17 protein-coding genes and 1 pseudogene are annotated in these 22,811 nt (G+C 65.6%); 7 read left to right on the top strand and 11 right to left on the bottom strand.

From position 1 onward, the window contains the following. The first annotated feature begins 5 nt into the window (after nt 1-5). The gene (locus EN857_RS25355; RefSeq protein WP_127285526.1) at nt 6-941 is read left to right on the top strand and encodes a bifunctional helix-turn-helix transcriptional regulator/GNAT family N-acetyltransferase; all 936 of its coding nucleotides are present in this window, start codon (nt 6-8) and stop codon (nt 939-941) included. On the opposite strand, the pseudogene EN857_RS25350 reads toward EN857_RS25355, so the two are convergent. Continuing rightward, a pseudogene (locus EN857_RS25350) lies at nt 938-1,770 on the bottom strand (AraC family transcriptional regulator). The gene EN857_RS25355 and the pseudogene EN857_RS25350 sit on opposite strands and share 4 nt — an antisense overlap. Nucleotides 1,771-1,919: 149 nt before the next feature. On the opposite strand from EN857_RS25350, the gene EN857_RS25345 reads away from it, so the two are divergent. Continuing rightward, nucleotides 1,920-3,419: a winged helix-turn-helix domain-containing protein gene (locus EN857_RS25345; protein ID WP_127392350.1), complete on the top strand. Its 1,500-nt coding sequence runs from the start codon at nt 1,920-1,922 to the stop codon at nt 3,417-3,419. Between the two features lie 14 nt (nt 3,420-3,433). Here EN857_RS25345 and EN857_RS25340 read toward each other — a convergent pair whose 3' ends face one another. The 6 genes from EN857_RS25340 to EN857_RS25315 form a co-directional block, all read right to left on the bottom strand. Continuing rightward, nucleotides 3,434-3,766 carry a hypothetical protein gene (locus EN857_RS25340; RefSeq protein WP_135859303.1) on the bottom strand — a complete coding sequence of 111 codons (333 nt, stop codon included), beginning with the start codon at nt 3,764-3,766 and terminating at the stop codon, nt 3,434-3,436. A 29-nt stretch (nt 3,767-3,795) separates the two neighbouring features. After that, nucleotides 3,796-4,206, bottom strand: a complete 411-nt coding sequence (locus EN857_RS25335; protein WP_127285530.1) for a hypothetical protein — start codon at nt 4,204-4,206, stop codon at nt 3,796-3,798. Between the two features lie 75 nt (nt 4,207-4,281). Then, nucleotides 4,282-7,383, bottom strand: a complete 3,102-nt coding sequence (locus EN857_RS25330) for an efflux RND transporter permease subunit (RefSeq protein WP_281015753.1) — start codon at nt 7,381-7,383, stop codon at nt 4,282-4,284. A 113-nt stretch (nt 7,384-7,496) separates the two neighbouring features. Further along, entirely contained in the window at nt 7,497-9,071 is a 1,575-nt protein-coding gene (locus tag EN857_RS25325; protein ID WP_210235148.1) for an FAD-dependent monooxygenase, read from the bottom strand. Next, entirely contained in the window at nt 9,068-10,207 is a 1,140-nt protein-coding gene (locus EN857_RS25320; RefSeq protein WP_135859302.1) for an efflux RND transporter periplasmic adaptor subunit, read from the bottom strand. Before EN857_RS25320 ends, EN857_RS25325 begins: the two co-directional genes overlap by 4 nt. 218 nt (nt 10,208-10,425) lie before the next feature. Then, nucleotides 10,426-11,316: a hypothetical protein gene (locus EN857_RS25315; protein WP_127393925.1), complete on the bottom strand. Its 891-nt coding sequence runs from the start codon at nt 11,314-11,316 to the stop codon at nt 10,426-10,428. A 194-nt stretch (nt 11,317-11,510) separates the two neighbouring features. Here EN857_RS25315 and EN857_RS25310 point away from each other — a divergent pair, with 194 nt between their 5' ends. The 4 genes from EN857_RS25310 (at nt 11,511) to EN857_RS25295 (ending at nt 18,107) form a co-directional block, all read left to right on the top strand. After that, entirely contained in the window at nt 11,511-11,990 is a 480-nt protein-coding gene (locus EN857_RS25310; RefSeq protein WP_127393926.1) for a MarR family transcriptional regulator, read from the top strand. Then, entirely contained in the window at nt 11,987-13,183 is a 1,197-nt protein-coding gene (locus EN857_RS25305) for an HlyD family secretion protein (protein WP_128346827.1), read from the top strand. The genes EN857_RS25310 and EN857_RS25305 overlap by 4 nt, the downstream gene beginning before the upstream one ends. A gap of 348 nt (nt 13,184-13,531) precedes the next feature. After that, on the top strand, nt 13,532-15,064 hold the full coding sequence (locus tag EN857_RS25300; protein ID WP_127392255.1) for a DHA2 family efflux MFS transporter permease subunit: 1,533 nt from the start codon (nt 13,532-13,534) through the stop codon (nt 15,062-15,064). A 304-nt stretch (nt 15,065-15,368) separates the two neighbouring features. Further along, a complete protein-coding gene (locus tag EN857_RS25295) occupies nt 15,369-18,107 on the top strand; it encodes an EAL domain-containing protein (RefSeq protein ID WP_245511344.1) in 2,739 nt (912 codons plus the stop codon). 7 nt (nt 18,108-18,114) lie between these two features. Here EN857_RS25295 and EN857_RS25290 read toward each other — a convergent pair whose 3' ends face one another. After that, nucleotides 18,115-18,630 (bottom strand): CAP domain-containing protein, encoded by a 516-nt coding sequence (locus EN857_RS25290; protein ID WP_127392256.1) that lies wholly within the window; start codon nt 18,628-18,630, stop codon nt 18,115-18,117. Between the two features lie 67 nt (nt 18,631-18,697). Continuing rightward, nucleotides 18,698-19,051, bottom strand: coding sequence for a helix-turn-helix domain-containing protein (locus EN857_RS25285; RefSeq protein ID WP_127392257.1), 354 nt, complete (start codon nt 19,049-19,051; stop codon nt 18,698-18,700). Between the two features lie 115 nt (nt 19,052-19,166). On the opposite strand from EN857_RS25285, the gene EN857_RS25280 reads away from it, so the two are divergent. Beyond that, the gene (locus tag EN857_RS25280; RefSeq protein WP_127392258.1) at nt 19,167-19,871 is read left to right on the top strand and encodes a glutathione S-transferase family protein; all 705 of its coding nucleotides are present in this window, start codon (nt 19,167-19,169) and stop codon (nt 19,869-19,871) included. Nucleotides 19,872-20,030: 159 nt separating this feature from the next. Here EN857_RS25280 and EN857_RS25275 read toward each other — a convergent pair whose 3' ends face one another. Both EN857_RS25275 and EN857_RS25270 read right to left on the bottom strand, forming a co-directional pair. Continuing rightward, complete coding sequence (locus tag EN857_RS25275) at nt 20,031-20,663, bottom strand: LysE family translocator (RefSeq protein ID WP_127392259.1); 633 nt, start codon at nt 20,661-20,663, stop codon at nt 20,031-20,033. Nucleotides 20,664-20,796: 133 nt separating this feature from the next. Continuing rightward, nucleotides 20,797-22,761, bottom strand: a complete 1,965-nt coding sequence (locus EN857_RS25270; RefSeq protein ID WP_189379684.1) for a pilus assembly protein — start codon at nt 22,759-22,761, stop codon at nt 20,797-20,799. Between the last annotated feature and the right edge of the window lie 50 nt (nt 22,762-22,811).

Genomic DNA, 22,811 nt, shown 5'->3' with positions numbered 1-22,811 from the left:
GCGCCATGACCATCCATCATCCACCCGGCAAGGAGCGCATCGACGCCGTGCGCGCCTTCAACCGCTTCTACACACGCCAGATCGGCCTGCTCGACGAAGGCCTGCTGAAGAGCCCGTTCTCGCTGACCGAGGCGCGGGTGCTTTATGAGCTCGCCCATCACGATGGCCTCGTCGCCAGCGACCTTGTTCGCGACCTCGGCCTCGACGCCGGCTACGTCAGCCGTCTCTTGAAGAAATTCGAGGAACGCGGTCTCGTCGAGCGCGCCGCTACCGAAGCCGACGCCCGGCGCTCCTCGATCGCGCTGACCCAGGCGGGCAGGGATGCTTTCGCGCCGCTCAACAAGGACTCGCATGCGCAGGTCCAGGCCTTGCTCGACAAGCTCCCGCCGGCCGAGCAGGACAGGCTGGTCAAGGCGATGGGCACCGTGCAGCGCCTGCTCGGCGATCAGCCGGAACCCAGGGTGCCGTATGTATTGCGGCCCTTGCAGGTCGGCGACATCGGCTGGGTCACGCGGCGCCAGGGCCTCATCTATGCGCAGGACTATGGCTGGGACGAAACCTATGAGGCGCTGGTCGCCGAGATCCTGGCCGAGTTCGTCAGGAAGTTCGATCCGAAATGGGAGCGTGCCTGGATCGCCGAGCGGGAAGGAGAGGTCGTCGGCTCGGTCTTCCTCGTGCGCAAGTCGGACCAGGTGGCGAAGCTTCGCCTGCTCTATGTCGAGCCGTCCGCGCGCGGCCTTGGTATCGGCAGGCGGCTGGTGGATGAATGCATCGGCTTTGCCCGCGTCAAAGGCTACAGGACGCTGACGCTGTGGACCAACGACATCCTCGGCTCGGCCCGCCGCATCTATCAGGCGGCGGGCTTCGAACTGACGGAAGAAGAACGCCACCATTCCTTCGGCAAGGATCTGGTCGGCCAGACCTGGAATTTGTCGCTCTAACCCTTCACCGGTATCCAGATCTCCAGGCCGCCATTGCCGCTGCGCGGATCGAATTCGGGGCCGTAGCGCTCGAACTCCGGCGCGTCGGCGACCTCATGGCCGGAGGCCGGCAGCCATTTGTTCCAGATCGTGTTGACCGTGCGGCGGATGGTCGAGATGTGCTCGCGGTGCGAGAACACCGCATATTTCTGCGCCGGTACGCGCACGCGGAAGAACTCTTTCGGCACTTCCGAGAAATCGCTGACCTCGACGCCGGCGACATAATCGAAATTGCCGGCGTCGTCGCCGTTGACGCAGACGCCGTAGGCGACGTCGCCGGTCTCGCCGGGGATGTTGCCGATATAGGGTCCAAAACGCTGCCACAGCATCGGAATGCCGGCGCTGGTCTCGCAGCTGTAGCGTTCGCCGAGCCCGGCGATGAGGAAGGGGCGGCTGGTCTCGAAGCGCGGCGGTTCGAGATTGCTGAGAAAAGACTGGTCCATCAGGATCGGCTCCACGAGGTCTAGGGTGTTGGTCGAGCCTTGCGCGCGCACCAGTTCCGGCGTGGTGCCGAACAGGTCGCGGAAGGCGCGGGTGAAAGCCTCATGCGAGCCGTAGCCGGCATCGAGCGCGACCGAGAGGATGTCGGGCGCGCCGCCGGCAAGCTTGCGCGCCGCCTCGCTCAGCCGGCGCGCGCGCATGTAGCCATCACCGAGCGCCCCGTGGCGGCGCCGAAGGCGCGCGTCACGTGGAAACGCGACACGCCGCTGCTTTGCGCGACATCGTCGAGCGAAATCGCGTCCGGCAGATGGCTTTCGACAAACCACAGCGCTTTCTCGGTCGGGTTCATGGTTCCTCGCATTTGGCCGGCCGACGATAATGCCCGCGCGGACTGCCAATTTGATCCAAATTGCGCACTGGGCAATAATGCGTCGGTCATGCCCCGTCGATGTGGGAATTCGAAGCGGCATGATCCTTGTCCGGGGAAGGGGTGTCCCGATGACCACGGCGGCTGCCGATCAGGTATACCGGTTTGGCGGGTTCACGCTCGACCTCGCCATGGGCACGTTGCGCGGCGTCAACGAGCCGCTGTTCCTGCGCCCCAAGGCCTACGCCCTGCTATCGCATCTTGCCCGCAACATGGGCCGTGTCGTGCCGAAAGCGGAGCTGATGGATGTTGTCTGGCCGGGCGTCTACGTCACCGAGGACTCGCTCACCCAGTCCGTGCGCGAAATCCGCAAGGTGCTTGGCGAGGATATGGTGCGCACCGTCTCCAAGCGCGGCTACATGCTTGCCGCGGAGGCGGAACCCGCGCCCGAGATGAGTTCCCAGCCGATCGTGGCGGTCGTTCGCTTTCGCAACGAGAGCGGCGATCCGGCCGACGAAGCGATGGTCGACGGCTTTGCCGAGGATCTGATCAACGGCGTGGCCCGCTTCGGCACAGTCACCGTGCTGGCGCGCAATTCGAGCTTTTCCTTCTCCTCGTTCGGCCGTGGCGAGTGGCCGCAGATCCGTGCCCGCATCGGCGCCGACTACCTGGTCGAAGGGTCGCTGCGCCGGCAGGGCGAGCATGTCGTGGTGGCCGTCAGCCTGGTCGACATCGCGACCGCCAGCCAGCTCTGGGGCGACCGCTACCAGTCGCAGGGCGCTGGCCTGTTTGCGACCGGAGGCGAGATCGTCGAGCAGATCGTCAGCCGGCTGGTCACGCGGGTCACCAATGCCGGGCTCGAGCAGGCCTCACGCAAGCCGGTGACTAGCCTCGCCGCCTATGAGCTTCTGCTGCGCGGTTTTGCGCTGCTGCGCGATCCGGCCCAGACCGACCAGCGCGGCGCCGAGGCCTTGTTCGAGGCGGCCATCGCCAAGGATCCGAATTATGGGCTGGCCTACACCTATCTCGCCCTGGCGCGCTCGCTGGACGGGGAGTTCGGCCGCGCCAGCGACGCGGTGCTGCAGAACGCGCGTGACCTTGCCGACAAGGGCCTCGCCTTGTCGCCGGACCAGCCGACCGGCCATCGCGTGCAATCGCTGATCCGCCTCTATATGCGCGACCACGAGGCGGCCGAGCACCACATGCGCATCGCGCTGCAGCTCAATCCCTGCGATGCCGACAGCATCGAGCAGATGGGCATGCTGCTGACCATGCGCGGCCGGCCGCTGGAGGCGCTGACCTGGCTGGCGCGCGGCATCCGCATCGATCCCTTGCACCCGCACTGGTACCAGTTCGACCGTGCGCTGGCGCTCTATATGATGGGGGAATACCGGCAGGCGGCGGAAGCGCTGGAACTGGCCACGCGTCCGGCACCCTGGATCCGGACGCGACTGGCGGCCTGCTATGCCCAGATGGGCGACATGGAGAAGGCGCGGCGGCAGATCGCCCTCATCGAGGAGGGCGATGCTTTTGCGCCGCTCGACTACGCGCTGCGCGGCGTGCCCTTCGAGAACCGGGCAGATGCCGAGCATCTCGCCGAAGGCGTGCGGCTTGCCCTCGGCGAGGTTTAGCCCGAGGCCGATCGTCAATCGACGACGACCACGATGTAGCGGCCCTGATAGGCCCGGTAGTAGGTGCCGCCGCAACGCCAGACGTCGAAGCCGTTGACCTTGGTGCGGACGCAGCCGGCCGGCAGCGTCGCGACCCAGGCGGTGGTGTGCCTCAGCACCCGCCATGTCGTGTTGCGGCGGGCGACGCCGGCGGCGCTGCGCGGCGTCCAGGGATGGCCGACGCGGGCCTCGGCCGCGCCGACCAGCGACAGCGCCGGCACCGTGCCGCCGATGATCTCGACGGCGGCCATGCCGATGGCGAGCAGGGCAGCGGCCGAACGCATTTTCGTTATTGATTTCATACGCATGTTCTCTCTCCTTAAGGCTCGATCGAAGTTCAACGGGGGGACGCGGCAAGCCGGGCGGTGCCCGCCAGAGCCGCGAGGTGAGCAACCACGAACAGAAAGTGCGCCGCGGTTGTGACGTAGCCGACGACGAGCACGTCGGCGGCGATGAAGAACTGCCAGAACAACAGGTTTGCCGTTCCGAGCAGCATGTGGACGGCAGCCAGGAAGGCATGCCAGGTCCGCGAATAGGCGATGCGCGAGAGCGTGACCCCGATGATCAGGGCCAGTCCGTGCGCCTCGATGAAGCCGATGCCGGTGCCGGGCGCGTCGGCGAGCAGTATGGCTTCGGCGCCGCGCCCGAAGAACGAGCCGGCAATGTCGGTGGCGAGCCCGCCGGCCGATGCCAGGATCAGGAAGCCGGCGTTGACGCGGATGAGCAGGTTTCCAAAGAACGGTGTCATGGTCGTTTCCCTTCGGTTACGTGTTTGGCTGCCACGGCGGCATTCCGCCGTGGCTTGTCGGAATGCGTGGCCGCATCAGGCGGCGATGGCTTGCGGCTCGGCGGCCGCCACGGCGGGATCCGCCGCTGCTGTCGTTTCGGCCGGCGCCTTGATGCCGAACCAGGTGACGTAAAGCGTCGGCAGGAACACCAGCGTCAGCACTGTCGCCACCATCAGGCCGCCCATCACCGCGTAGGCCATCGGCCCCCAGAACACGGTCGGCGCGATCGGGATCATGCCGAGGATGGCGGCCGCCGCCGTGAGCAGGATCGGCCGCAGCCGGTGCGTGGTGGCGCTGATCACCGCAGCCCATGGCTCCTCGCCGTCGGCGATGTGCTGGTCGATCTGCGTGATCAGGATCACCGAGTTGCGGATCACCATGCCGATCAGCGACATCACGCCGAGGATGGCGACGAAGCCCATCGGCGCGCCGGAGATGAGCAGCGCGCCGGCGACGCCGATCAGCGCCAGCGGAGCGGTGAGCAGCACCAGCACGAGGCGCTGGAAGCTCATCAGCTGGATCATCAGCACCGTGGCCATGATGAACAGCATCAGCGGGAAGACCACGAAGATGCTGGCCTGCGCCTTGGCGCTGTCCTCGATCACGCCGCCCTGTTCGACGCTGTAGCGGGCCGGCAGCTCCGCTTTGAAGGCGGTGATCGCCTTCTCCAGCTTGCGCGTCACCGCGGTGGCATCGCTGCCCGGCGCGACGTCGGCCTGGACGGTCACGGTCGGCAGGCGACCACGGCGCCAGATCAGCGGCGGCTCGGTCTGGTAGGAGAGCTTGGCAACCTGTTCGAGCGGCACGCGGCGTCCGCCCGAGGCGCTGATCGTCAGGCCGCGCAGCGTGTCGATGCTGGCGCGTTCGGACTCCACGGCGCGGGCGACGATGTCGACGAGGTAGGTGTCGTCGCGCATCTGCGTGATCTTCGAGCCGGACAGCACCGCGTTGATCGTCTCGGAGAGCTGCTGCGAGGAGATGCCGAGTGCACGCGCCCGGTCCTGGTCCACTTCGACCTTGATGACCTTGGCCGGCTCGTTCCAGTCGTAGTTGATGTTGCGCACCGCGGCATCGCTGCCCAGCACCTGCGCGAACTGCTGCGCCAGGCTGCGCGTCCTGTCCGGGTCCGGACCGCTGACGCGGAACTTCAGCGGCCAGCCGACCGGCGGGCCGAGCTCCAGCGGCGTGACGCGGGCCATGACATCGTCGAAGCCGGTCGACAGCTTCTTCTCCAGCCGGTCGATGACCGCCTGGCGCACGGCGTGGCCCTTGGTCACCACCACCGCCTGGGCGAAGAAGTCGTTGGCGAGCTGCGCGTCGAGCGGCAGGTAGAAGCGCACCGCGCCCTGACCGACGTAGAAGCTCCAGTGGTCGATGTCCGGGTCGGCCGCGAGCAGCTTCTCGACGCGCTCCACCACCGCGTCGGTCGCCTTGATCGAGGCGGTGCGCGGCAGGGTGAGATCGACCATGACCTCCGGCCGGTCGGACTTCGGGAAGAACTCCTGGCCGACGAAGCCCATGGCCACGACCGACAGCGCGAACAGCCCGGCGGTCGCCGACAACACCAGCCACTTCGCCCGCATCGCCATTTCGAGCAGCGCCTCGAAGCCGCGGGCTATGCGCGACGGCTGATGGCTGTCATGGCCCTTGATGCGCTCCGGCAGCAGGAAGACGCCGGTGAGCGGCGTGAACAGCACCGCAACGATCCAGGAGACGACCAGCGCGATGCCGACGACCGCGAACAGCGAGAAGCAGTATTCGCCGGCGCCGCTCTTGGCGAAGCCGACCGGCACGAAGCCGGCGATCGTCACCACCGTGCCGGTGAGCATCGGGAAGGCGGTCGAGGTATAGGCATAGGTGGCGGCCGAGATCTTGTCGTGGCCTTCCTCCATGCGCGAGATCATCATCTCGACCGCGATCATGGCGTCGTCGACCAGAAGGCCGAGCGCGATGATCAGCGCGCCGAGCGAGATACGCTGCAGCGAGATGCCGAAATACTCCATGGTGACGAAGGTGATCGCCAGCACCAACGGGATGGCGACCGCCACCACGATGCCGGGGCGCCAGCCGAGCGCCAGCAGCGAGACGGCAAGCACGATGGCGATCGCTTCGCCGAGACTCTTGGTGAACTCGCCGACGGACTCTTCCACCACATGCGACTGGTCGGCGACCAGGCCGAGCTCGGCGCCGAGCGGCAACTCGGCCTCCATCTCGTGCATCTTCTCCTTGACGTTCTCGCCCAGCGCCAGCGCGTCGCCGCCAGCGGTCATCGAGACCGCGATGCCGACGGCCGGCTTGCCGTTGAAGCGGAACATCGGCTGCGGCGGATCGGAATAGGCGCGCTTGACCTCGGCGACGTCGCCCAGCCGGAAATAATGGCCGTTGGCGTAGAAGTTGATCGCCTTCAGACTCTCCTCGGAGGTGAAGGAACCGGAAACGCGGATGGCGATGCGCTCCGGGCCGGCATCGACGGTGCCGCTCGGCGTCAGCGCGTTCTGCGCCTGCAGCGCCTGCGACAGCGTGCCGACGTCGAGGCCGAGCGCCGCCACCTTCTGCGTCGAGAATTCGAGGTAGATCTTCTCGTCCTGCTGGCCGACCAGATCGACCTTGGCGACATCCTTCACGGTGAGCAGCCCGGCGCGCAGGCTGCTGGCCAGGTCCTTCAGCTCGCGATGGCTGAGACTGTCGGAGGTCAGCCCGTAGATCAGCGAATAGGTGTCGCCGAACTCGTCATTGTAGAACGGGCCCTGGACGCCGGACGGCAAGGTCGGCTTGATGTCGTCGAGCTTCTTGCGCACCTGGTACCAGAGCGGCTGCACCTGGTCGCCGGCGACCGTGTCCTTGAGGTTGACGAAGACGACGGATTCGCCGGGCTTGGTGTAGCTCTTGACGTAGTCGAGGTCGGGAAGCTCCTCGAGCTTCTTCTCGATGCGGTCGGTGATCTGCTCCACCGTGTCGCTGGTCGTGGCGCCCGGCCACATCGTCTTCACCACCATGGTCTTGATGGTGAAGGGCGGGTCCTCCTCGCGGCCGAGGCCTTGATAGGCGTAGAGGCCGGCAAGCGCCGCCGCGATCATCAGGTAGATGACGAAGCTCCGGTGGCGCAGCGCCCATTCGGAAAGGTTGAAGCTGGTCATGATGCAATCCCTCTCAGCGCGCGTGAAGGCGCGTTCCGCCGGCGTTTGCCGGCCAGCGAAAAATGATGGTTGGGTTCGGACAGCGCCCGCCGCGTGGCGGGCGCCGTCGCAAGTCAGGCCAGGCTGTGCATGGTGCCCGGCACACGGTAGGGCGCGCGCTCGGCGGTCCTCGGCCTGATGGCGAGGCCGGCGAGGTAGCGCTGGAAAGTCGCCGCCTCCTGGACGGGCGAGGCGAGCGCGACATGGCCGTCCGGTCTCACCAGATAGGCGCCGTCACGCTGCAGGCCGGCTTTGCCGGCCGCTTCCGACCAGGCGAAGGCATGGACCGGGATGCCGGCCGGCGCGAGCATCGCCCGGAATTCGGCGTTGACCTCGCCATAGACATGGATCTGCCAGTCGAGCGAGCGCAGCGGTTCGAAATTGTCGCCCCTCGCGCCGACCACATAGGGCAGGCGGTCGCCGCCGCCGACCTTGCCGGCCGTGCCCGCGCTGATCGGCCCGGCGCGGTACTCGATCGCCGCCTGCGAGATCACGCCGAAGAAGGCGCGCGAGCCGAACGACGTGTGCAGCGCGGCGTTCATGATCTTCGGCATCAGATAGCGCCGGAACAGGCCGACCAGCCGCGAGCGGCTGGTGACGAAGCGGAACACCTTGTCGGTGCTTTCGATCAGCTTATGGGCGAAGGCGATGCGCTCCGGCTCGTAGCTGTCGAGCAGGCGCGCATCGGCGCGGCCCTGGACCACGGCGGCGAGCTTCCAGGCGAGGTTTACCGCATCGCCCATGCCGGTGTTCATGCCCTGGCCGCCGGCCGGGCTGTGGATGTGGCCGGCATCGCCGCACAGGAACACGCGGCCGGCGCGGAAGCGCTCGGCGACGCGGTGATGGACGCGGTAGGTCGAGAACCAGTTGACCTCATGGACCTTGACGCCCGTGTCGCGTTCGACATCGGCGCGGATCGCCTCGAAGGTGATCGTCTCGTCCGCCTCGTGCGCCTTCGGCACGATGCCGATCAGCCTGACCGAACCCGACTGCCGGACCGGCATGACGATGGCGAAGCCATAACTGCTGATCGTCGTGTCCATGCCGTTGGGCGTGATTTCGCCGCTGCCCTTCACGTCGGCGACGTAGAAGGACTGCTCGTAGGTGCCGCCGGGGAAGCCGATGTTCAGCCCATGGCGAACGGCGCTGCGGGCGCCGTCGCAGCCGGCGAGATAGGCCGTGCTGACGGTCTCGGTGCGGCCGTTCCTGCTCAGCGTCGCAATGACCGCTTCGCCCTTGTCCTGGAAGGCGACAAGCTCGGTGTCGCGCTCGACCTCGACGCCGGCGCGCTCGAGATGCGTGATCAGCAGGCGTTCGTGGATGTCCTGCGGCAGCGCGAAGGCGAAGGAGTAGGGGCTGATGCCGCGGCCGAAATCCGACAGCGGCAGCCTTGCCGCGACGCCAGCCGGCGTGTGCAGGGTCAGCCGCTCCAGCCGCACGCCTGCGGCGAGCACGTCGTCGACGATGCCGATCTGGCGGTGGAACTCCAGCGTGCGGGCCTGGACGGCGAGCGCCCGCGAGGTCTCGCCGGGAGCGGCGGCCTTGTCGAAGATGCGCACCGGCACGCCGAGCCTGGTCAGCCACAGCGCCAGCGTCAGGCCGGTCGGACCGGCGCCGGCAATCAGGACCTTGGTCTTTGACATGTTCATTTCTCTTCCCCTTCAGCGGTGCGGACTTTTTCATGTTCCCGCAGCCGGTTGACGCCGGCGGTGACGACGATGTCGCCCTTGGCGAGGCCGTCGCTGACGACGACGCGGTCGGTCTCGTAGCGGGCGACGGCGACGGGCCTGAGCTCGACGGCGGATGTCGCGGTGACGACCCAGACCGCCGGCTCGCCGTCCTTGTCGAACAGCGCGCTGCCGGGCAGCACCACAACCGGCACGCTGGCGATCTCGGCGCGGCCGCCGACGCTGGCGCCGAAGCGCATTTCGGCGGGCGCATTCTCGAGCGAGACCTTGACCTGGAAGGTGCGGGTCGCGGCGTCGGCAACCGGCGCGATCTCGCGCACAGTACCGGTTGCCGTGATCGCCGGATTGCTGAGCAGCGAGACCGTGACCTTCGGCGGCCGCCTTGTGTCGGGCGTGTTGGCGAAGGCGGCTTCGGCGATCGAGAACACCGCGTCGCGGCTGCTCGGATCGGCGACGCGCGCCACCATCTGCCCGACATTGACGGACTGGCCGGCTTCGGCGCCGGTGGCGGTGACGATGCCGTCGAAATCGGCATGCAGCTCGGTATAGCCGAGCTGGTCTTTCGCCATCTGGAAGGCGATATTCGCCGACTTCAGCTTGGCCTCGGCTGAACGCAAGTTCTTCAGCGTCGCATCGTAGCTGGCGCGTGTCGTGAAGCCCTTGGCGAGCAGCGCGCCGATGCGGGCCTCGGCTGCGCTCGCCTCGACCAGCACGGCTTGCGCCGCCGCGACATCCGCCTCGGCGCTGAGCAGCCGGTTGCGGTAATCCTGGTCGTCGATGCGGGCAAGCACCTCGCCCTTCTTCACCGTCGAGCCGATCTCGGCCATGCGTTCGATGAGCTTTCCGGAAACGCGAAAACCGAGGTCGCTCTCGAGCCTTGGGCGGATCTCGCCAATGGCGGTGCGGACCTCGGCATTGGCAACCGGCGTCACCTCGACGGCCTTGACCAGCTTCGTCTCCGGCGCGTCAGGCTTTGCGCTCGAGGCTTCGCTTCTGGCGCCATGCCAGACGATCGCGGCGCCGCAGGCAAGGACGGCGATCGATCCGGCGACAAGGCGGCGTCTCAGCGGCCTGTTGTGAAGAAGTTCGGCAATCATGTTGTCTCCATGACCAAGGTTGCGGCCGCGCTGGGAGGATGCGGGCGACCGGAAAATGCGTTTGGCTGGGGACGATCGGGCGTTGCGGCCTGTCTTTTGCCAGCCCGATCTTTTTGCGACTCCGGGTCCGCGAAATCCCGAACGGTTTCTGAAAATTTTCCGATGTTTGGCTGAGACGATTCCCTGGCGGGCGTCGGTCTCCCGGCTTCAGGCGTCGTTTAAACCCGGCGTGCCTGCCTGCGCAGCCAGTGCTGCAGCTTGATCAGGTGGCGCATAGGCGAGCGGTCGATGCGCTTGACGTCGATCAAGGTGACGCCGCCGCCGTCCGAAAGCGTGTGAAATCCCTGGTCGAAACCGTCGTGCCAGCCTTCGGGCGACAGGCGCCTGACGATATCGGCCGAAAACTCCTCAGGCGTGAGACGGTCGATGCCGAGCAGATTGATGGCGCGGCCGTAGCCGGTCGTGCAGTCCTGTGTCGGGAAATAAAGCTTGTCACCGTCCAGGAACGGCGAGCCGGCAGGCCGCGACGATGCGTGACCCGTGCGCACCGGGTTTTGCTTGTGCTTGTGCCACGGGCCGGTCAGGCTGTCGGCAAAGGCGACATGCAGTTCGCGCGTGTCCCTGCCGTCCGGTCCGAAGAGCGCATGAAACATCCACCAGCGCTGCTGATGGTGAAAGACCGTCGAGTCGACCGCCGGCTCTTCCAGCAGCACGGCGACCGGCTCCCACCTTGTCGGGAAATCGACCGCCCGATAAAGCGTCAGCCGGCCGCTCTGGTAGGCCTCCGGCAGCATGAAGATGTCCTCGCCCGACCGGATCAGTTGCGGATAGGAAAGGTGGAAATGTTCCTTCAGCGCAATGCCGCGCTCCCTCAGCGTCCAGCCCCGGTCGTAGCTGTAGTAGTGGATATCGCCGCGCTTCACCCGGTAGTCATAGGCTTCGACCAGCACGGTGAAGCGATCGCCGTGGGGAAGGCCGAACGGGTCGGCGATGAAGCGGAACGAGCCTTGCGGCGGCAGCCAGATCACACGGCGCCTGTCGAGGCCGTCGGCGGCAAGAACGCCCTGGATCGGCACTGGAACGATCCCCACCTGCCAGATGTCGGCCATTCCCCGTAGTCCCCGCGTCGAGCCCCGGCATTTATGCAGCAAACCACGCCGCGGAAACAGCCTGTGTCAGGCCAGGTTCGGTGTTCACCAACCGCTAACCACGCTGGCGTCGCGGGTCTGCCATGCACAGTTGCCGGCTTCTGGATCAACGACGTCCCCTTGAATACTAAGCACGCTTATTATATATGCCGCTCATGGTTTCCGACGGCATCGACAGACTGGGCTTCCTGATCCACGACGTGCAGCGCCTGATGCGCAAGCGCTTCGAGGCGCGCGCCAGCGGCTTCGGCCTTTCCTCGGCGCAGTGGCGGCTTCTGGTCCGTGTCGCCAAGGAGGCGGGTGTCGCCCAGGCGCGACTGGCCGAGCTTCTCGAAATCGAGCCGATCAGCGTCTCGCGCCTCGTCGACCGGATGGAGGAGGGCGGCTGGATCGAACGTCGCCCCGACGCAGCGGACCGGCGCGTGCGCATGATCTTCCCGACCGCCAAGGCGAGCGAGGCCTATGCCCACGTCAAGAGCCTCGCCGGCGAGGTTTATGAGGAATCGCTGGTCGGCGTGTCGCCGGAAGATCGCCGCGTCCTGATCCGGGCGCTGGATACGATCGTGCAGAACCTGGCCGACGGCGAAGCGCCGTCGCTGGAAAAAATGAAGACTACGGAAGGCACAGCAGCATGAACGCGGTAGCAAAGGTGGACGAGAAGGTCACCAGGCTGGAACGGGAAGCGCCGGCGCAGCCGGTCGCCGAGGCGCCGGCGCAACCGGCGGTCGCCCCGGCGGAGCTCGCTCCCTCGCCGCAACCGGCGCCGAAGAAGCAGCGCCGCGCCGGCCGCTTTCTCCTGATGGTCGCGCTGCCCGCGGCACTGCTCGCCGGCGGCGCCTACGTCTGGGTCACCGGCGGCCGCTACCAGGAGACCGAGAACGCCAATCTGCAGCAGGCCAAGGTGTCGATCGCTTCCGACACGGCGGGTCGCATCGTCAAGGTCGGCATCGCCGACAACCAGCTCGTCAAGCAGGGTGACGTGCTGTTCGCCGTCGACCCCGAATCCTACCGGATCGCGCTCGCCCAGGCCGATGCGGCGGTCGCCACCGCCCGCCTCAATGTCGAGCAGCTGCGCGCCGCCTACAGCCAGGCGATGGCGCAGGAGAAGTCCGACACCAGCGAAGTCGCCTACGCGCAGTCGCAATACGACCGCGCCGCCGACCTTGCACAGAAGGGCATCAACGCCAAGTCGTCGCTGGACGAGGCCAGGAACGACCTCGACAAGGCCAGGCAGCAGCTGGCGGTGGCCGAGCAGGGCATCATCAGCGCCAAGGCGGCGCTCGGCGGCAATCCCGACATCGAGACCGACAAGCACCCGACGGTGATGGCGGCGCTCGCCGCGCGCGACAAGGCCGCCTATGACCTGGCGCAGACGACGGTCACGGCGCCGGCCGACGGTGTCGTCAGCCAGGCCTCCTCGTTCAAGGTCGGCCAGTATGTCGCCACCGGCACGCCGCTGTTCTCGCTGGTCGAGACCGGCGACACGTGGATCGACGCCAATTTCAAGGAAACCCAGCTCACCCACATGAAGCCGGGCCAGAAGGCGGAGATCGTCGTCGACACCTATCCGGGCAAGACCTTCGAGGCCACGGTCAAGGCGATCGGCGCCGGCACCGGGGCGGAGTTCTCGCTGCTGCCGGCGCAGAACGCCACCGGCAACTGGGTCAAGGTCACGCAGCGCATTCCCGTGCGCCTGGAGCTGACCGATCCCGACGCCAAAATGGCGCTGCGCACCGGCATGAGCGCCACCGTCACCGTCGACACCGGCGTGGCGCGCGGCCTGCCGAAGATCTTCGGCCGCGCCACGGCCGGCGAGGCGGCCGAGTAGGCGACGATCCCGGATTGGCGGCCGGAATGGACAAGTGGCGGAAGCCTGCCGGGGACCCGGCGGGTGGAAGCAAAACGGCAGGGGATTGGTCCGATGGGAGGAGTGGGAAGGAGCGGGATTTGAACCGGGGCCGCGTCGCGGCCTGATCGAAATCTGAAGCCTTCGACACAGACCTCTTCGGTCCTCAGGTTTCCGGGCGGCAGGCGTCCGATCAAAAGAGACTTTCGTTCGATGTAACCCCCACATCGATAGTCGCGTCCCACCGCGATGAGGGTCTCCAAACGGAAGGCCTCGCCGCCCGGAAACCGTCGTGTACACGTTTTTGTTACCTGCTGGAAGTTCCGCATCATGAGCACGCCAGAACCCTTCAAGGAAGTACCGCACCGCGGCCTGATCACCGTCGCGCTGATGCTGGCCACCGTCATGCAGGCGCTAGACACGACGATCGCCAACGTCGCGCTGCCGACCATGACCGGCGATCTCGGCGCTTCTCCGGACAACATCAACTGGGTGCTGACTTCCTACATCGTCGCGGCGGCGATCATGACGCCGGTCACCGGCTGGCTTGCCGACCGGCTCGGCCGCAAGGAGCTGTTCCTGACGGCCGTTGTCGGTTTCACCATCTTCTCCATGCTGTGCGGCCTGGCGTGGAGCCTCGAGACCATCGTGCTGTTCCGGCTGCTGCAAGGCGTATTCGGCGCCGCGATCGTGCCGCTGTCGCAGACCTTCCTGCTCGACATCAACCCGAGGGAGCGCCACGGCCAGGCGATGGCCATCTGGGGCGCCGGCATCATGCTGGGGCCGATCCTGGGCCCGACGCTCGGCGGCTGGCTGACCGAGAATTTCAACTGGCGCTGGGTGTTCTTCATCAACCTGCCGGTCGGCATCCTCGCCTTCCTCGGCATGGCCGCCTATCTGCCTGCGGTCGCCAAGCGCGTGCGCAGCTTCGATTTCTTCGGCTTCGCCATGATCTCGCTCGGCGTCGGCGCGCTGCAGCTGATGCTGGATCGCGGCGGCGAGGTCGACTGGTTTTCCTCCGTCGAGATCTGGATCGAGCTCGGCCTTGCCATTACCGGCTTCTGGGTGTTCACCATCCACACGGTGACGGCGGAGCACCCCTTCATCGACCCCAAGATATTCCTCGACCGCAATTTCGTGACCGGCCTGGCGTTCATCTTCGTCATGGGCGTGCTCATCCTGGCCTCGATGTCGCTCCTGCCGCCCATGCTGGCGAACATTTTCGGCTATCCGACCATGACCATCGGCGTCGTCATCGGTCCGCGCGGTATCGGCACGATGATCTCGATGCTCCTGGTCGGCCGCATCATGCACAGGGTCGACGCCAGGATCCTCGTGGTCATCGGCTTCCTGTTGACCGCGCAGTCGCTCTACACCATGTCCAGCTTCTCGCCGCAGATGGACAATTGGCTCATCCTGACCTCCGGCGTGATCCAGGGCCTGGGCATGGGCATGGTGTTCGTGCCGCTGTCGACGATCGCTTTCGCCACGCTCGACGCGCGCTACCGCACCGATGCCACCGCGCTGTTCAGCCTGGTGCGCAATCTCGGCTCCTCGATCGGCGTGTCGGTGGTGACGGTTCTGATGGTGCGCAACACGCAGATCAACCACACCGAGCTTGCGGCCTTCATCAACCCGTTCAACCCCAATTTGTGGGCGGCCTCGCCGGCGGCGGCGAGCGGCGATCCGACGGCGCTGTCGCAGGTCGATCGGCTGGTCAACATCCAGGCGATGATGATTTCCTACGTCAACGACTTCAAGATCCTGATGGTGATGACGCTGCTCGCCATCCCGTTCGTCTTCCTGCTGCGCAAGCCGAAGGCGGCGCCGGCCGCCGGCGCCCCTGCCGCACACATGGACTGACGGTTGCTGAAGCAATTCCAGGAAAAGTGTGAAACGGTTTTCCGTCCGGAATTGCGTACAAAATAGTCAGAGCAGTTCAGCGGTTCTACCAGACGCTGAACTGCTCTGATCGCGAGGCGGAGCCGCCGCGCCTGCATCCGGGACTGAAATCGTGGCGGGGGAACAGCGCAAGGATTCTCGGATATCTACAACCGACTGCGCCTGGTTCATCTACCATTAGTATATATCGATCACGATGTCGTCGCTTTTGGGTTGAAAGCGAGCCGTGTTGCTTTGCGCCGGCACCAAACTGGAGGAACTCTGTTTGGGCGAGAAATCATCCAGGAAAGCCGCCGAGACACCCGAGTCGGCCAATCTGGCGGCGCTGGCGAAGCTGACCATCGCTTCATACGAAACGCTCGAGCGCGATCTGCGAGCCAGGATCGCAACGCTCGAAGGGCAGGCGCTGCGATTTGAGACGGCGATCGACAACGTTTCGCAAGGCATCTGCTTTTTCGACGCCGCCGAACGATTGATCCTGTGCAACCGCCGCTACGCTGAAATCTACCACATTGCGCCAGAGCAATTGCAGCCGGGTGTGACGCTCCGGGAAATCGTCGAACATCGCGTCGCCGCCGGGACATCTGTGACCGATGCCGACGCCTATCTTGCATTGGCCCGCTCCGTCAATTCGGGCATGGCTCCAAGGATATGGACCGCCAACCTCGCCGACGGTCGGACGGTTCAGGTCTGCCATCAGCCCATGGCCGACGGCAGCTGGGTGGCCACGCATGAGGACATTACCGCGCTCGTTGCCAACCGACAGATCGTCGACGAGCGCATCTCGTTGCAAACGCTGATCGACTGGGTGCCCGATTATCTCTGGGTCAAGGACACGGAGAGCCGCTTCGTCGTGGCCAACAGGGCGCTTGCGGTCGACAGCGGGCGGGAGAAGACGAGTGACATGATCGGCTTGACCGATTTTGATCTCCATGCCCCGGAACTTGCGCAGAAATTTCGCGCGGTGGAACAGACCGTGCTCAGCAGCGGCCAACCCATGATCGACAAGGAAGAGTTCATTGTCGACGCGTCGGGCGCCGGCAAGTGGGTGTCATCGACAAAGGTGCCGTTGCGCAATGCCCACAATGACATCATCGGTCTGGTCGGCATCGCGCACGATGTCACCGCACGCAAGCAGGCGGACGTCCTTCGCGAGGGGCAGGCGCACATCCTGGAAATGATCGCGATGAGCGCCCTGCTCGAAGACGTGCTCGACCGTCTGATGCGCCTCGTCGAGTCGCAGCTGACCGGGATCTTCGGTTCCGTCCTGCTGCTGGACAAGGACGGCAGCCATTTGCGGCACGGCGGCGCGCCGAGCCTGGCGAAGGAATACACCGCTGCCATCGACGGGATCGCCATCGGCCCCAAGGTTGGGTCATGTGGCACCGCCGTCTATCGGCGGGAGCCGGTCATCGTCGCGGACATCATGCAGGACCCGCTTTGGGAAGAATACCGTCAGGTGGTGGCGCCCTTCGGGTATCGTTCCTGCTGGTCGACCCCGATCCTGTCGCATCAAGGCGCCGTGCTCGGTGTCTTTGCGATGTATTCGATGACGGTGCGCGAACCGACCGAGGCCGAAACGCGGCTGATCGACTTCACGACGCGGATTGCGGGGATCGCCATCGAGCGCAAACTGGCTGAAGACCAGATTCATTTCATGGCCAACCATGATGTGCTGACAGGGCTTCCAAATCGCGCTCTGCTCGAGGACCGGCTCTCGCAGGCACTGCTCTATGCGCAGCGATACGATCGCTGGGTGACGGTGGTGTTCATCGACCTCGACAATTTCAAACTCGTCAACGATACGCTCGGCCACAATGCCGGCGACGTGCTGCTGAAGACCGTTGCCAACCGCATGGTCGACTGCGTAAGGCCGACCGACACAGTCGTGCGGCTTGGCGGCGACGAGTTCGTCATAGTCCTGTTCGACCAGCCGACGAACGTCGATCTGATCTCCGAGACCCTGCAAAAGATCCGGGCGGCGATCGCGGAGCCGGTTCATCTGGGAAGGCATCGGCTGAGGGCGACGGCCAGCATCGGCATCGCCAACTATCCCAAGGACGGGACGAGTCCGGATCAGCTGCTGGCCAATGCCGATGCCGCAATGTACCGCGCGAAGGAATTCGGCCGCGACAATTTCCAGTTCTACGCTCCCGAGTTCAACACCAGGGCGCATGAGAAATTCCTGCTTCAGGAGGAATTGCGAAATGCCCTGGCGCGCTCGGAGTTCATTCTGCTCTACCAGCCGCAGGTGGATCTTCGCTCAGGAGAGGTCTTTGCAGTCGAAGCCTTGCTGCGCTGGAAGCATCCGACACGAGGCATGGTGGCGCCGGACACGTTCATTCCGACCGCCGAGGAGACCGGGCTGATCGTGCCGATCGGCGACTGGGTCCTGCACGAAGCCTGTCGGCAGAACAAGGCCTGGCAGGATGCCGGTCTGCCGCCCCTGACGGTCTGCGTAAACGTCTCGGCGCGGCAATTCAGGGAACCGAACCTGATTGGCCGTGTCGTGAACGCGCTGACGGACAGCGACCTGGAGGCCAGATATCTCGAGCTCGAGGTAACCGAGAGCCTTATCATGCAGGACGTCGAATTGGCGGTCGCGACGATGGACGCCTTGCAGAGCCTGGGGGTTCAGATATCGATCGACGATTTCGGAACAGGCTATTCCAGCCTTAGCGCGCTCAAGACCTTTCCCGTGGCGCGGCTGAAGATCGACAAGTCATTCATCAAGGATCTCGCCGCCGACGAGAACGATCAGGCTGTCGCCAGCGCCGTGATTTCGCTGGGTCAGAATCTGCATCTGAGGGTCATTGCCGAGGGCGTCGAGACGGACGACCAGGTGGCCTTCCTGCGCAAGAACAATTGCGATGAAATGCAGGGCTATCATTTCAGCAAGCCGGTCTCTGCCCAGGGCATCGAGAAGCTGCTCCACACGGCGAGCGTGGCGGATGACGGCCAAGGCGTTCCGGCGTCGGGAACCCTGACGACAAAACAGGGATAGGCGAGGCCTATCTCCCGAGCACGAGGCTCCAGTAGCGCAGGCTCGGATCGCGGCCGTCGCGCACATAGGCGAGGCCGAAGCGGGAGAAGTCCGGGTCGAGCATGTTGCGGCGGTGGCCGTCCGAATGCATCCAGATGTCGAACAGCTTCTGCAGGTCGAATCGGCCCTCGGCGATGTTCTCGCCTGCGGCGCCGCGCACGCCATTGTCCTTCATGCGCGAGGCGAAGTCCTTGCCCCAGCCGGTGGTGTGGCTCATCCGGGCACGTGACGCCATGTAGCCGGCTTGCTGCAAGGCTGCCTGCTCGAGCTGCGTGTCTGGAACCAGCGCCGGAAGCCCGGCGGAGGACCGGATGCCGGCGAGCGTCGTCGTGGCTGAGGAGGAGACGCCTGCGCCTTCGCCGGTCGGCAGCACGGCGGTCGAGCAGGCGGCAAGCCCGGCCAGCGCGGCAAGAGCAGCGCCCTTCAGCAGCAGGCGCCTGTTCGGGTTCGGGATCGGGTGGTTTTCGAGTCGCGCAACGGTCATACCCGCCTGAAATAATGGTGATCATGGCTTTTGCCGGGCAGGGCGGCGAAAATCTCGGTAGACGGCCCTAGGCTGCGGTTTCGAGATTTGCTTCCGAGCCGCCGGTCCGGTCGTCCTGCGTATGCACCCACCAAGCGCCGAGCGCATCGATCAGCGGCACAAGCCTGCGGCCGGGTTCCGTAAGGTCGTAGTCGACGCGCAGCGGATAGCCTTGATGCGCGGTCCGCCGCACAATCCCGGCGTCCTCCAGCTTGCGCAGTTCCAGCGCCAGGATGCGGTGCGAAACGGTCGGATTGTCGCGCCTGAGTTCGCTGAAGCGTTTGGTGCCGTCCTTCAGATAGTAGAGCAGCAAGGTCGGCCAGCGGCCGCTGAGCACGCGCATGGTCTCTTCGATCGGGCAGCGCGAGACGACATCTTTCATGGGGAGGGACCTGGACGCGTGGTTACAGAATAGTGCGTAATTTACATGGGGCGACCGGTGTTTAGGGTCAAGTTTCGCTGCGCGGCGTGACCCTCGAACATGGAAGAGACAACACATGGAACCTATCCTCCTTTACGGCTTCCCGGCGGGAAGCTCGATGGGGCTCGTCGCTGCCTTCGAACGCCTCGGGCTGCCCTACCGGCTGTGCCGGGTGGACATGCTGGCCGACATGAAGAACGAAGCCTATGCCGGCATCAACGGCCGGCAGGAAACGCCGGTGCTGATCACCGACGAGGGCAAGGTGCTGACCGAGACCATGGCGATCGCCGCATGGCTCGAGGCCCGCGATACGCAGCGCCGCATCAGCTTCGATCCGCGCACGCCGGAAGCCGATCGGATGCACCAGCTGGTGGCTTTCGTGAACACCGGCTTCACCGCCGCGTTCATGCCGCTCTGGGCGGCGTTGGAAATGGCGTCGCCCGATCCGGTGCTGCAGGCGACCTTGCGCGACTTCGGCCGCAAGGCCGTCGCCGAGCGTCACGACAAGCTTGAGGCGATGATCAACGGAACCGAGTTCCTGGCCGGGGACCGGCTGACGCTGGCCGATACCACGCTGATCGGCGTGGCGCGCTGGGCCGAATTTCACCAGGCCATCGAGGGCGCCGATTACCCCAGGCTTGCCGCCCTGCGCCGCCGCATCGAGGCCGTGCCGGAGGTGCGCTACGCGCTTGCCGTCGAGAATGGCGAAATGCCTGTCGGCTCGGGCGCCTGCCTGGGGCATGTCCCGCTGGCCGAGGTGATCGACCGCTTCGCGGCCTGATACGCGACGCGCCTTTGGTCAACGGGCGGCGCCAGCGTGGCTGGCGCCGCCCGAATAGGACCTATTTCACCAGAGCCAGGACGAAAGGTGCCTGAAAGGTGTCCTCCATGCTGGAGGCCGTGTAACTTGGCGGCGCCGAACGGCTGGACGCTTTCGCCGTCAGCGTTGCGCTTCGGTCGCCATCCTCAGCGCCAGCGCCGCCAGCACGGTGCCCATCATCCAGCGCTGGATGACCATCCACAACGGCCGTCCGGCGAGGAACGTCGCGATCGAACCGGCGGTCACCGCGATGATGGCGTTGACGGTGAGGCTGATCGAGATCTGGGTGACTCCAAGCACCAGCAGTTGCGACAGCACATGGCCCTTGGCCGGGTTGATGAATTGCGGCAGCAGCGAAAGGTAGAGCACCGCCACCTTGGGGTTGAGCAGATTGGTCATCAGCCCCATGGCGAACAGCCTGCGCGGTCCGTCCTTCGGCAATTCGCGAACCTCGAACGGCGAGCGCCCGCCGGGCCTCACCGCTTGCCAGGCGAGCCACAGAAGATAGAGCGCGCCGGCGATGCGTAGCGCATCATAGGCGAAGGGCACGGCGAGCAGCAGCGCGGTGATGCCGAAGGCCGCCGAGACCACGTAGAACAGGAAGCCGCAGGCGACGCCGCCGAGCGAGATCAGCCCGGCCTTCGGCCCTTGCGACAGCGAACGCGAGATCAGGTAGATCATGTTCGGCCCGGGCGTCAGCACCATACCGAGGCAGACCAGCGCGAAAGCGAAGTGGTTTGCGGTGTCGGGCATCGATGCGTCTCCGGGGGGTGGCGGGCCCATTCACCACGCGCTTTCATCGATCGCAAGGGCATGCCGGCGGGAGTTCTTACTCCAGCGTTGAAAATTGGCAGCGTCCGCGCCGGCGCCTCCAACGCCGGGTGGTTTACCCGACGACGCGCAAATTCGACAGCTCGTTGGCGATTTCCTTGAAATTGTCGGACAGCGTGGCGCCCGTCGCGTTCCAGAACAGCTTGGCCGGCTTGCTGGGGTCGGTCGGATCCTTGCGGAAGCGCGAGTCGGAAGAGCATGCCTTCAGCGCGTCCATCGCCTTCTTGTCGCCGGCATCGGTCGCGGACATGTCGAGCGCGACGGTCATGACCATGATGTTGGCCGCCTTGGCGTTGTCGCACAGGCTCGCCATCTGTTCGTTGAGCGCGGCGGTGTAGTTGCTGGACGAATAGTTGAACTGGCCGATGGCGTTCGACGTGCCGGTGAACAGCCGGGTCACGGCGGTGTCGTAATAGGCGAGGCCGGTGTAGCCATAGGCGGCATAGGTCGACTTGTTGCCGGCCGGGTCGCTGCTGACCGTCGAATAGGTGTTCTCGCCGTCGGTGAGCACGATGACGACCTTGTCGTTGCCGCGCTCGCTCTCCAGCCGCCCTTCGGTGAAGGGCTCGGTGCTCGACACGGTGCGCCAGCCCCAGGCCATGCCTTCCGGGACATTGGTGTTGCCGTTCGGCTGCATCAGGTCGATCGCCGCCTTGATCGCGGTCAGCCCCGCCGCCTGGGTGACATCGGTCAGCGGCGTGATCGGCGTCGTGGTGCAGCTGTAGTTGGGACCGGCGCCGGTCGACAGCACCGGCGCATTGATCGGCCGCGGCTGGAAATACTTGGCCATGTTGGATTGCCGCGTCTTGCCGGTGGTGCTCGACGGATCGTCGTTCCACCAGCTGTTGGCAGCGCCGTAGGTCACCGGCTTCGCCTCGTCGGGATCCTGCGTCAAATACCAGTGGTTGCCAGGCTCGTCCGGCGCGAACATCGGCACGAACATGGTCGCCGGGTCGCCGACGCCGGTGCCGGTGTTGTTGGGGCCGCCGGAGGCCGCCGCGTCATTGACGTTGTAGGGGTAGGGCCTGACCTCGACGCAGCCCTGCCAGCTGGCGAACGGGCCATAGGTGTCGTTGTAGTCGTATTCGTCGTGGCTGCGCTTGCAGGTGTGGTTGGAGCGGTATTCGTCGCAGACGACACGCTTGGAGCCGACGATGCGCTCGTGGCTGGTGACCACCTTCATGTCGCGATAGAGCGAGAAGCGAGTGAGCATCTGGCCTTCCTGCTCGCCCCAGTCTGAGCCCTTCTTGTACCAGATGCCGTTGATCTTCTGCGCGTATTTGTTGGTGGCGTTCAGCGTCGTCCAGTCGAAATTCTCATGGTGGATCGGTGACAGCCCGTAGGTGTCCATCCAGGAAGCATTGTCGTTCTGCGTCCCGACATTCACCGAGGCGGCGAAGGGCACGATGCTGAACTGGACCGGCTTGTCGATCTGCTTGATCGCGGCCGCCTGCTGCGCCAGCGTGTCGACGAGCTGCTTGGCGGCCTGCTTGAGCAGGTCGATGCGCTTCTGCCCCGCACCGGTGCCGAGGTTGCTCATCGAGCCGGAATTGTCGAGCACCATGGCGACTTCGAGCGTGTTCTTAAGGCGCACTTCCGAGCAGACGGAGTAGTTGACGTCCGAAGACTCCTTATCGACCAGCAGCGCCGCTGCCGGCAGGAAATAGGGCTTGTACACCAGCGCCGCGCAGAGCTTGACCAGGCCGCCGCCGGTCGTGCTGCTGGGCAGCGTGACGCTGAGCGTGGTGTTGGCCGGATCGATGCTGTCGCCGAGGTTGGCCCTGAAGAACTCCAGCGCATAGGCCCTCAACTGGTCGTCGGTGGCGCCTTCGGCAAGGCGACGGGCGGTGGCGAAGTTGGCGGCGTCGAGCGCGTTCACCACCCTCTGCTTCTCGTTGACCACGCCCGAATAGTCGACGCTCAGCGCCACCGCGCCCATCAGCGGCACCATGGCGACCGCGGTCAAGAGAGCATAGTTGCCGCGCCGGTCGCGGCAGAAGTCACGCCAGAATCCACGCATGTGTTGTAAGCGGCCCCGCCTGCGGATCTTTTGCCCAGGCCACCGTTTCA

The sequence above is a fragment of the Mesorhizobium sp. M4B.F.Ca.ET.214.01.1.1 genome (genome assembly GCF_004791545.1).
Classification (GTDB): Bacteria; Pseudomonadota; Alphaproteobacteria; order Rhizobiales; family Rhizobiaceae; genus Mesorhizobium; species Mesorhizobium abyssinicae.
Note: the sequence above shows the minus strand (reverse complement) of the source record. Positions and strands in the feature narration are given on the sequence as shown.

Coding starts and splice junctions, on each gene's coding strand:
- EN857_RS25290 (WP_127392256.1), bottom strand. CDS start 18,630: ATGACCGTTGCGCGACTCGAAAACCACCCGATCCCGAACCCGAACAGG.
- EN857_RS25340 (WP_135859303.1), bottom strand. CDS start 3,766: ATGCGTATGAAATCAATAACGAAAATGCGTTCGGCCGCTGCCCTGCTC.
- EN857_RS25335 (WP_127285530.1), bottom strand. CDS start 4,206: ATGACACCGTTCTTTGGAAACCTGCTCATCCGCGTCAACGCCGGCTTC.
- EN857_RS25275 (WP_127392259.1), bottom strand. CDS start 20,663: ATGCCCGACACCGCAAACCACTTCGCTTTCGCGCTGGTCTGCCTCGGT.
- EN857_RS25345 (WP_127392350.1), top strand. CDS start 1,920: ATGACCACGGCGGCTGCCGATCAGGTATACCGGTTTGGCGGGTTCACG.
- EN857_RS25285 (WP_127392257.1), bottom strand. CDS start 19,051: ATGAAAGATGTCGTCTCGCGCTGCCCGATCGAAGAGACCATGCGCGTG.
- EN857_RS25325 (WP_210235148.1), bottom strand. CDS start 9,071: ATGAACATGTCAAAGACCAAGGTCCTGATTGCCGGCGCCGGTCCGACC.
- EN857_RS25315 (WP_127393925.1), bottom strand. CDS start 11,316: ATGGCCGACATCTGGCAGGTGGGGATCGTTCCAGTGCCGATCCAGGGC.
- EN857_RS25270 (WP_189379684.1), bottom strand. CDS start 22,761: ATGCGTGGATTCTGGCGTGACTTCTGCCGCGACCGGCGCGGCAACTAT.
- EN857_RS25310 (WP_127393926.1), top strand. CDS start 11,511: ATGGTTTCCGACGGCATCGACAGACTGGGCTTCCTGATCCACGACGTG.
- EN857_RS25280 (WP_127392258.1), top strand. CDS start 19,167: ATGGAACCTATCCTCCTTTACGGCTTCCCGGCGGGAAGCTCGATGGGG.
- EN857_RS25320 (WP_135859302.1), bottom strand. CDS start 10,207: ATGATTGCCGAACTTCTTCACAACAGGCCGCTGAGACGCCGCCTTGTC.
- EN857_RS25330 (WP_281015753.1), bottom strand. CDS start 7,383: ATGACCAGCTTCAACCTTTCCGAATGGGCGCTGCGCCACCGGAGCTTC.
- EN857_RS25305 (WP_128346827.1), top strand. CDS start 11,987: ATGAACGCGGTAGCAAAGGTGGACGAGAAGGTCACCAGGCTGGAACGG.
- EN857_RS25300 (WP_127392255.1), top strand. CDS start 13,532: ATGAGCACGCCAGAACCCTTCAAGGAAGTACCGCACCGCGGCCTGATC.
- EN857_RS25355 (WP_127285526.1), top strand. CDS start 6: ATGACCATCCATCATCCACCCGGCAAGGAGCGCATCGACGCCGTGCGC.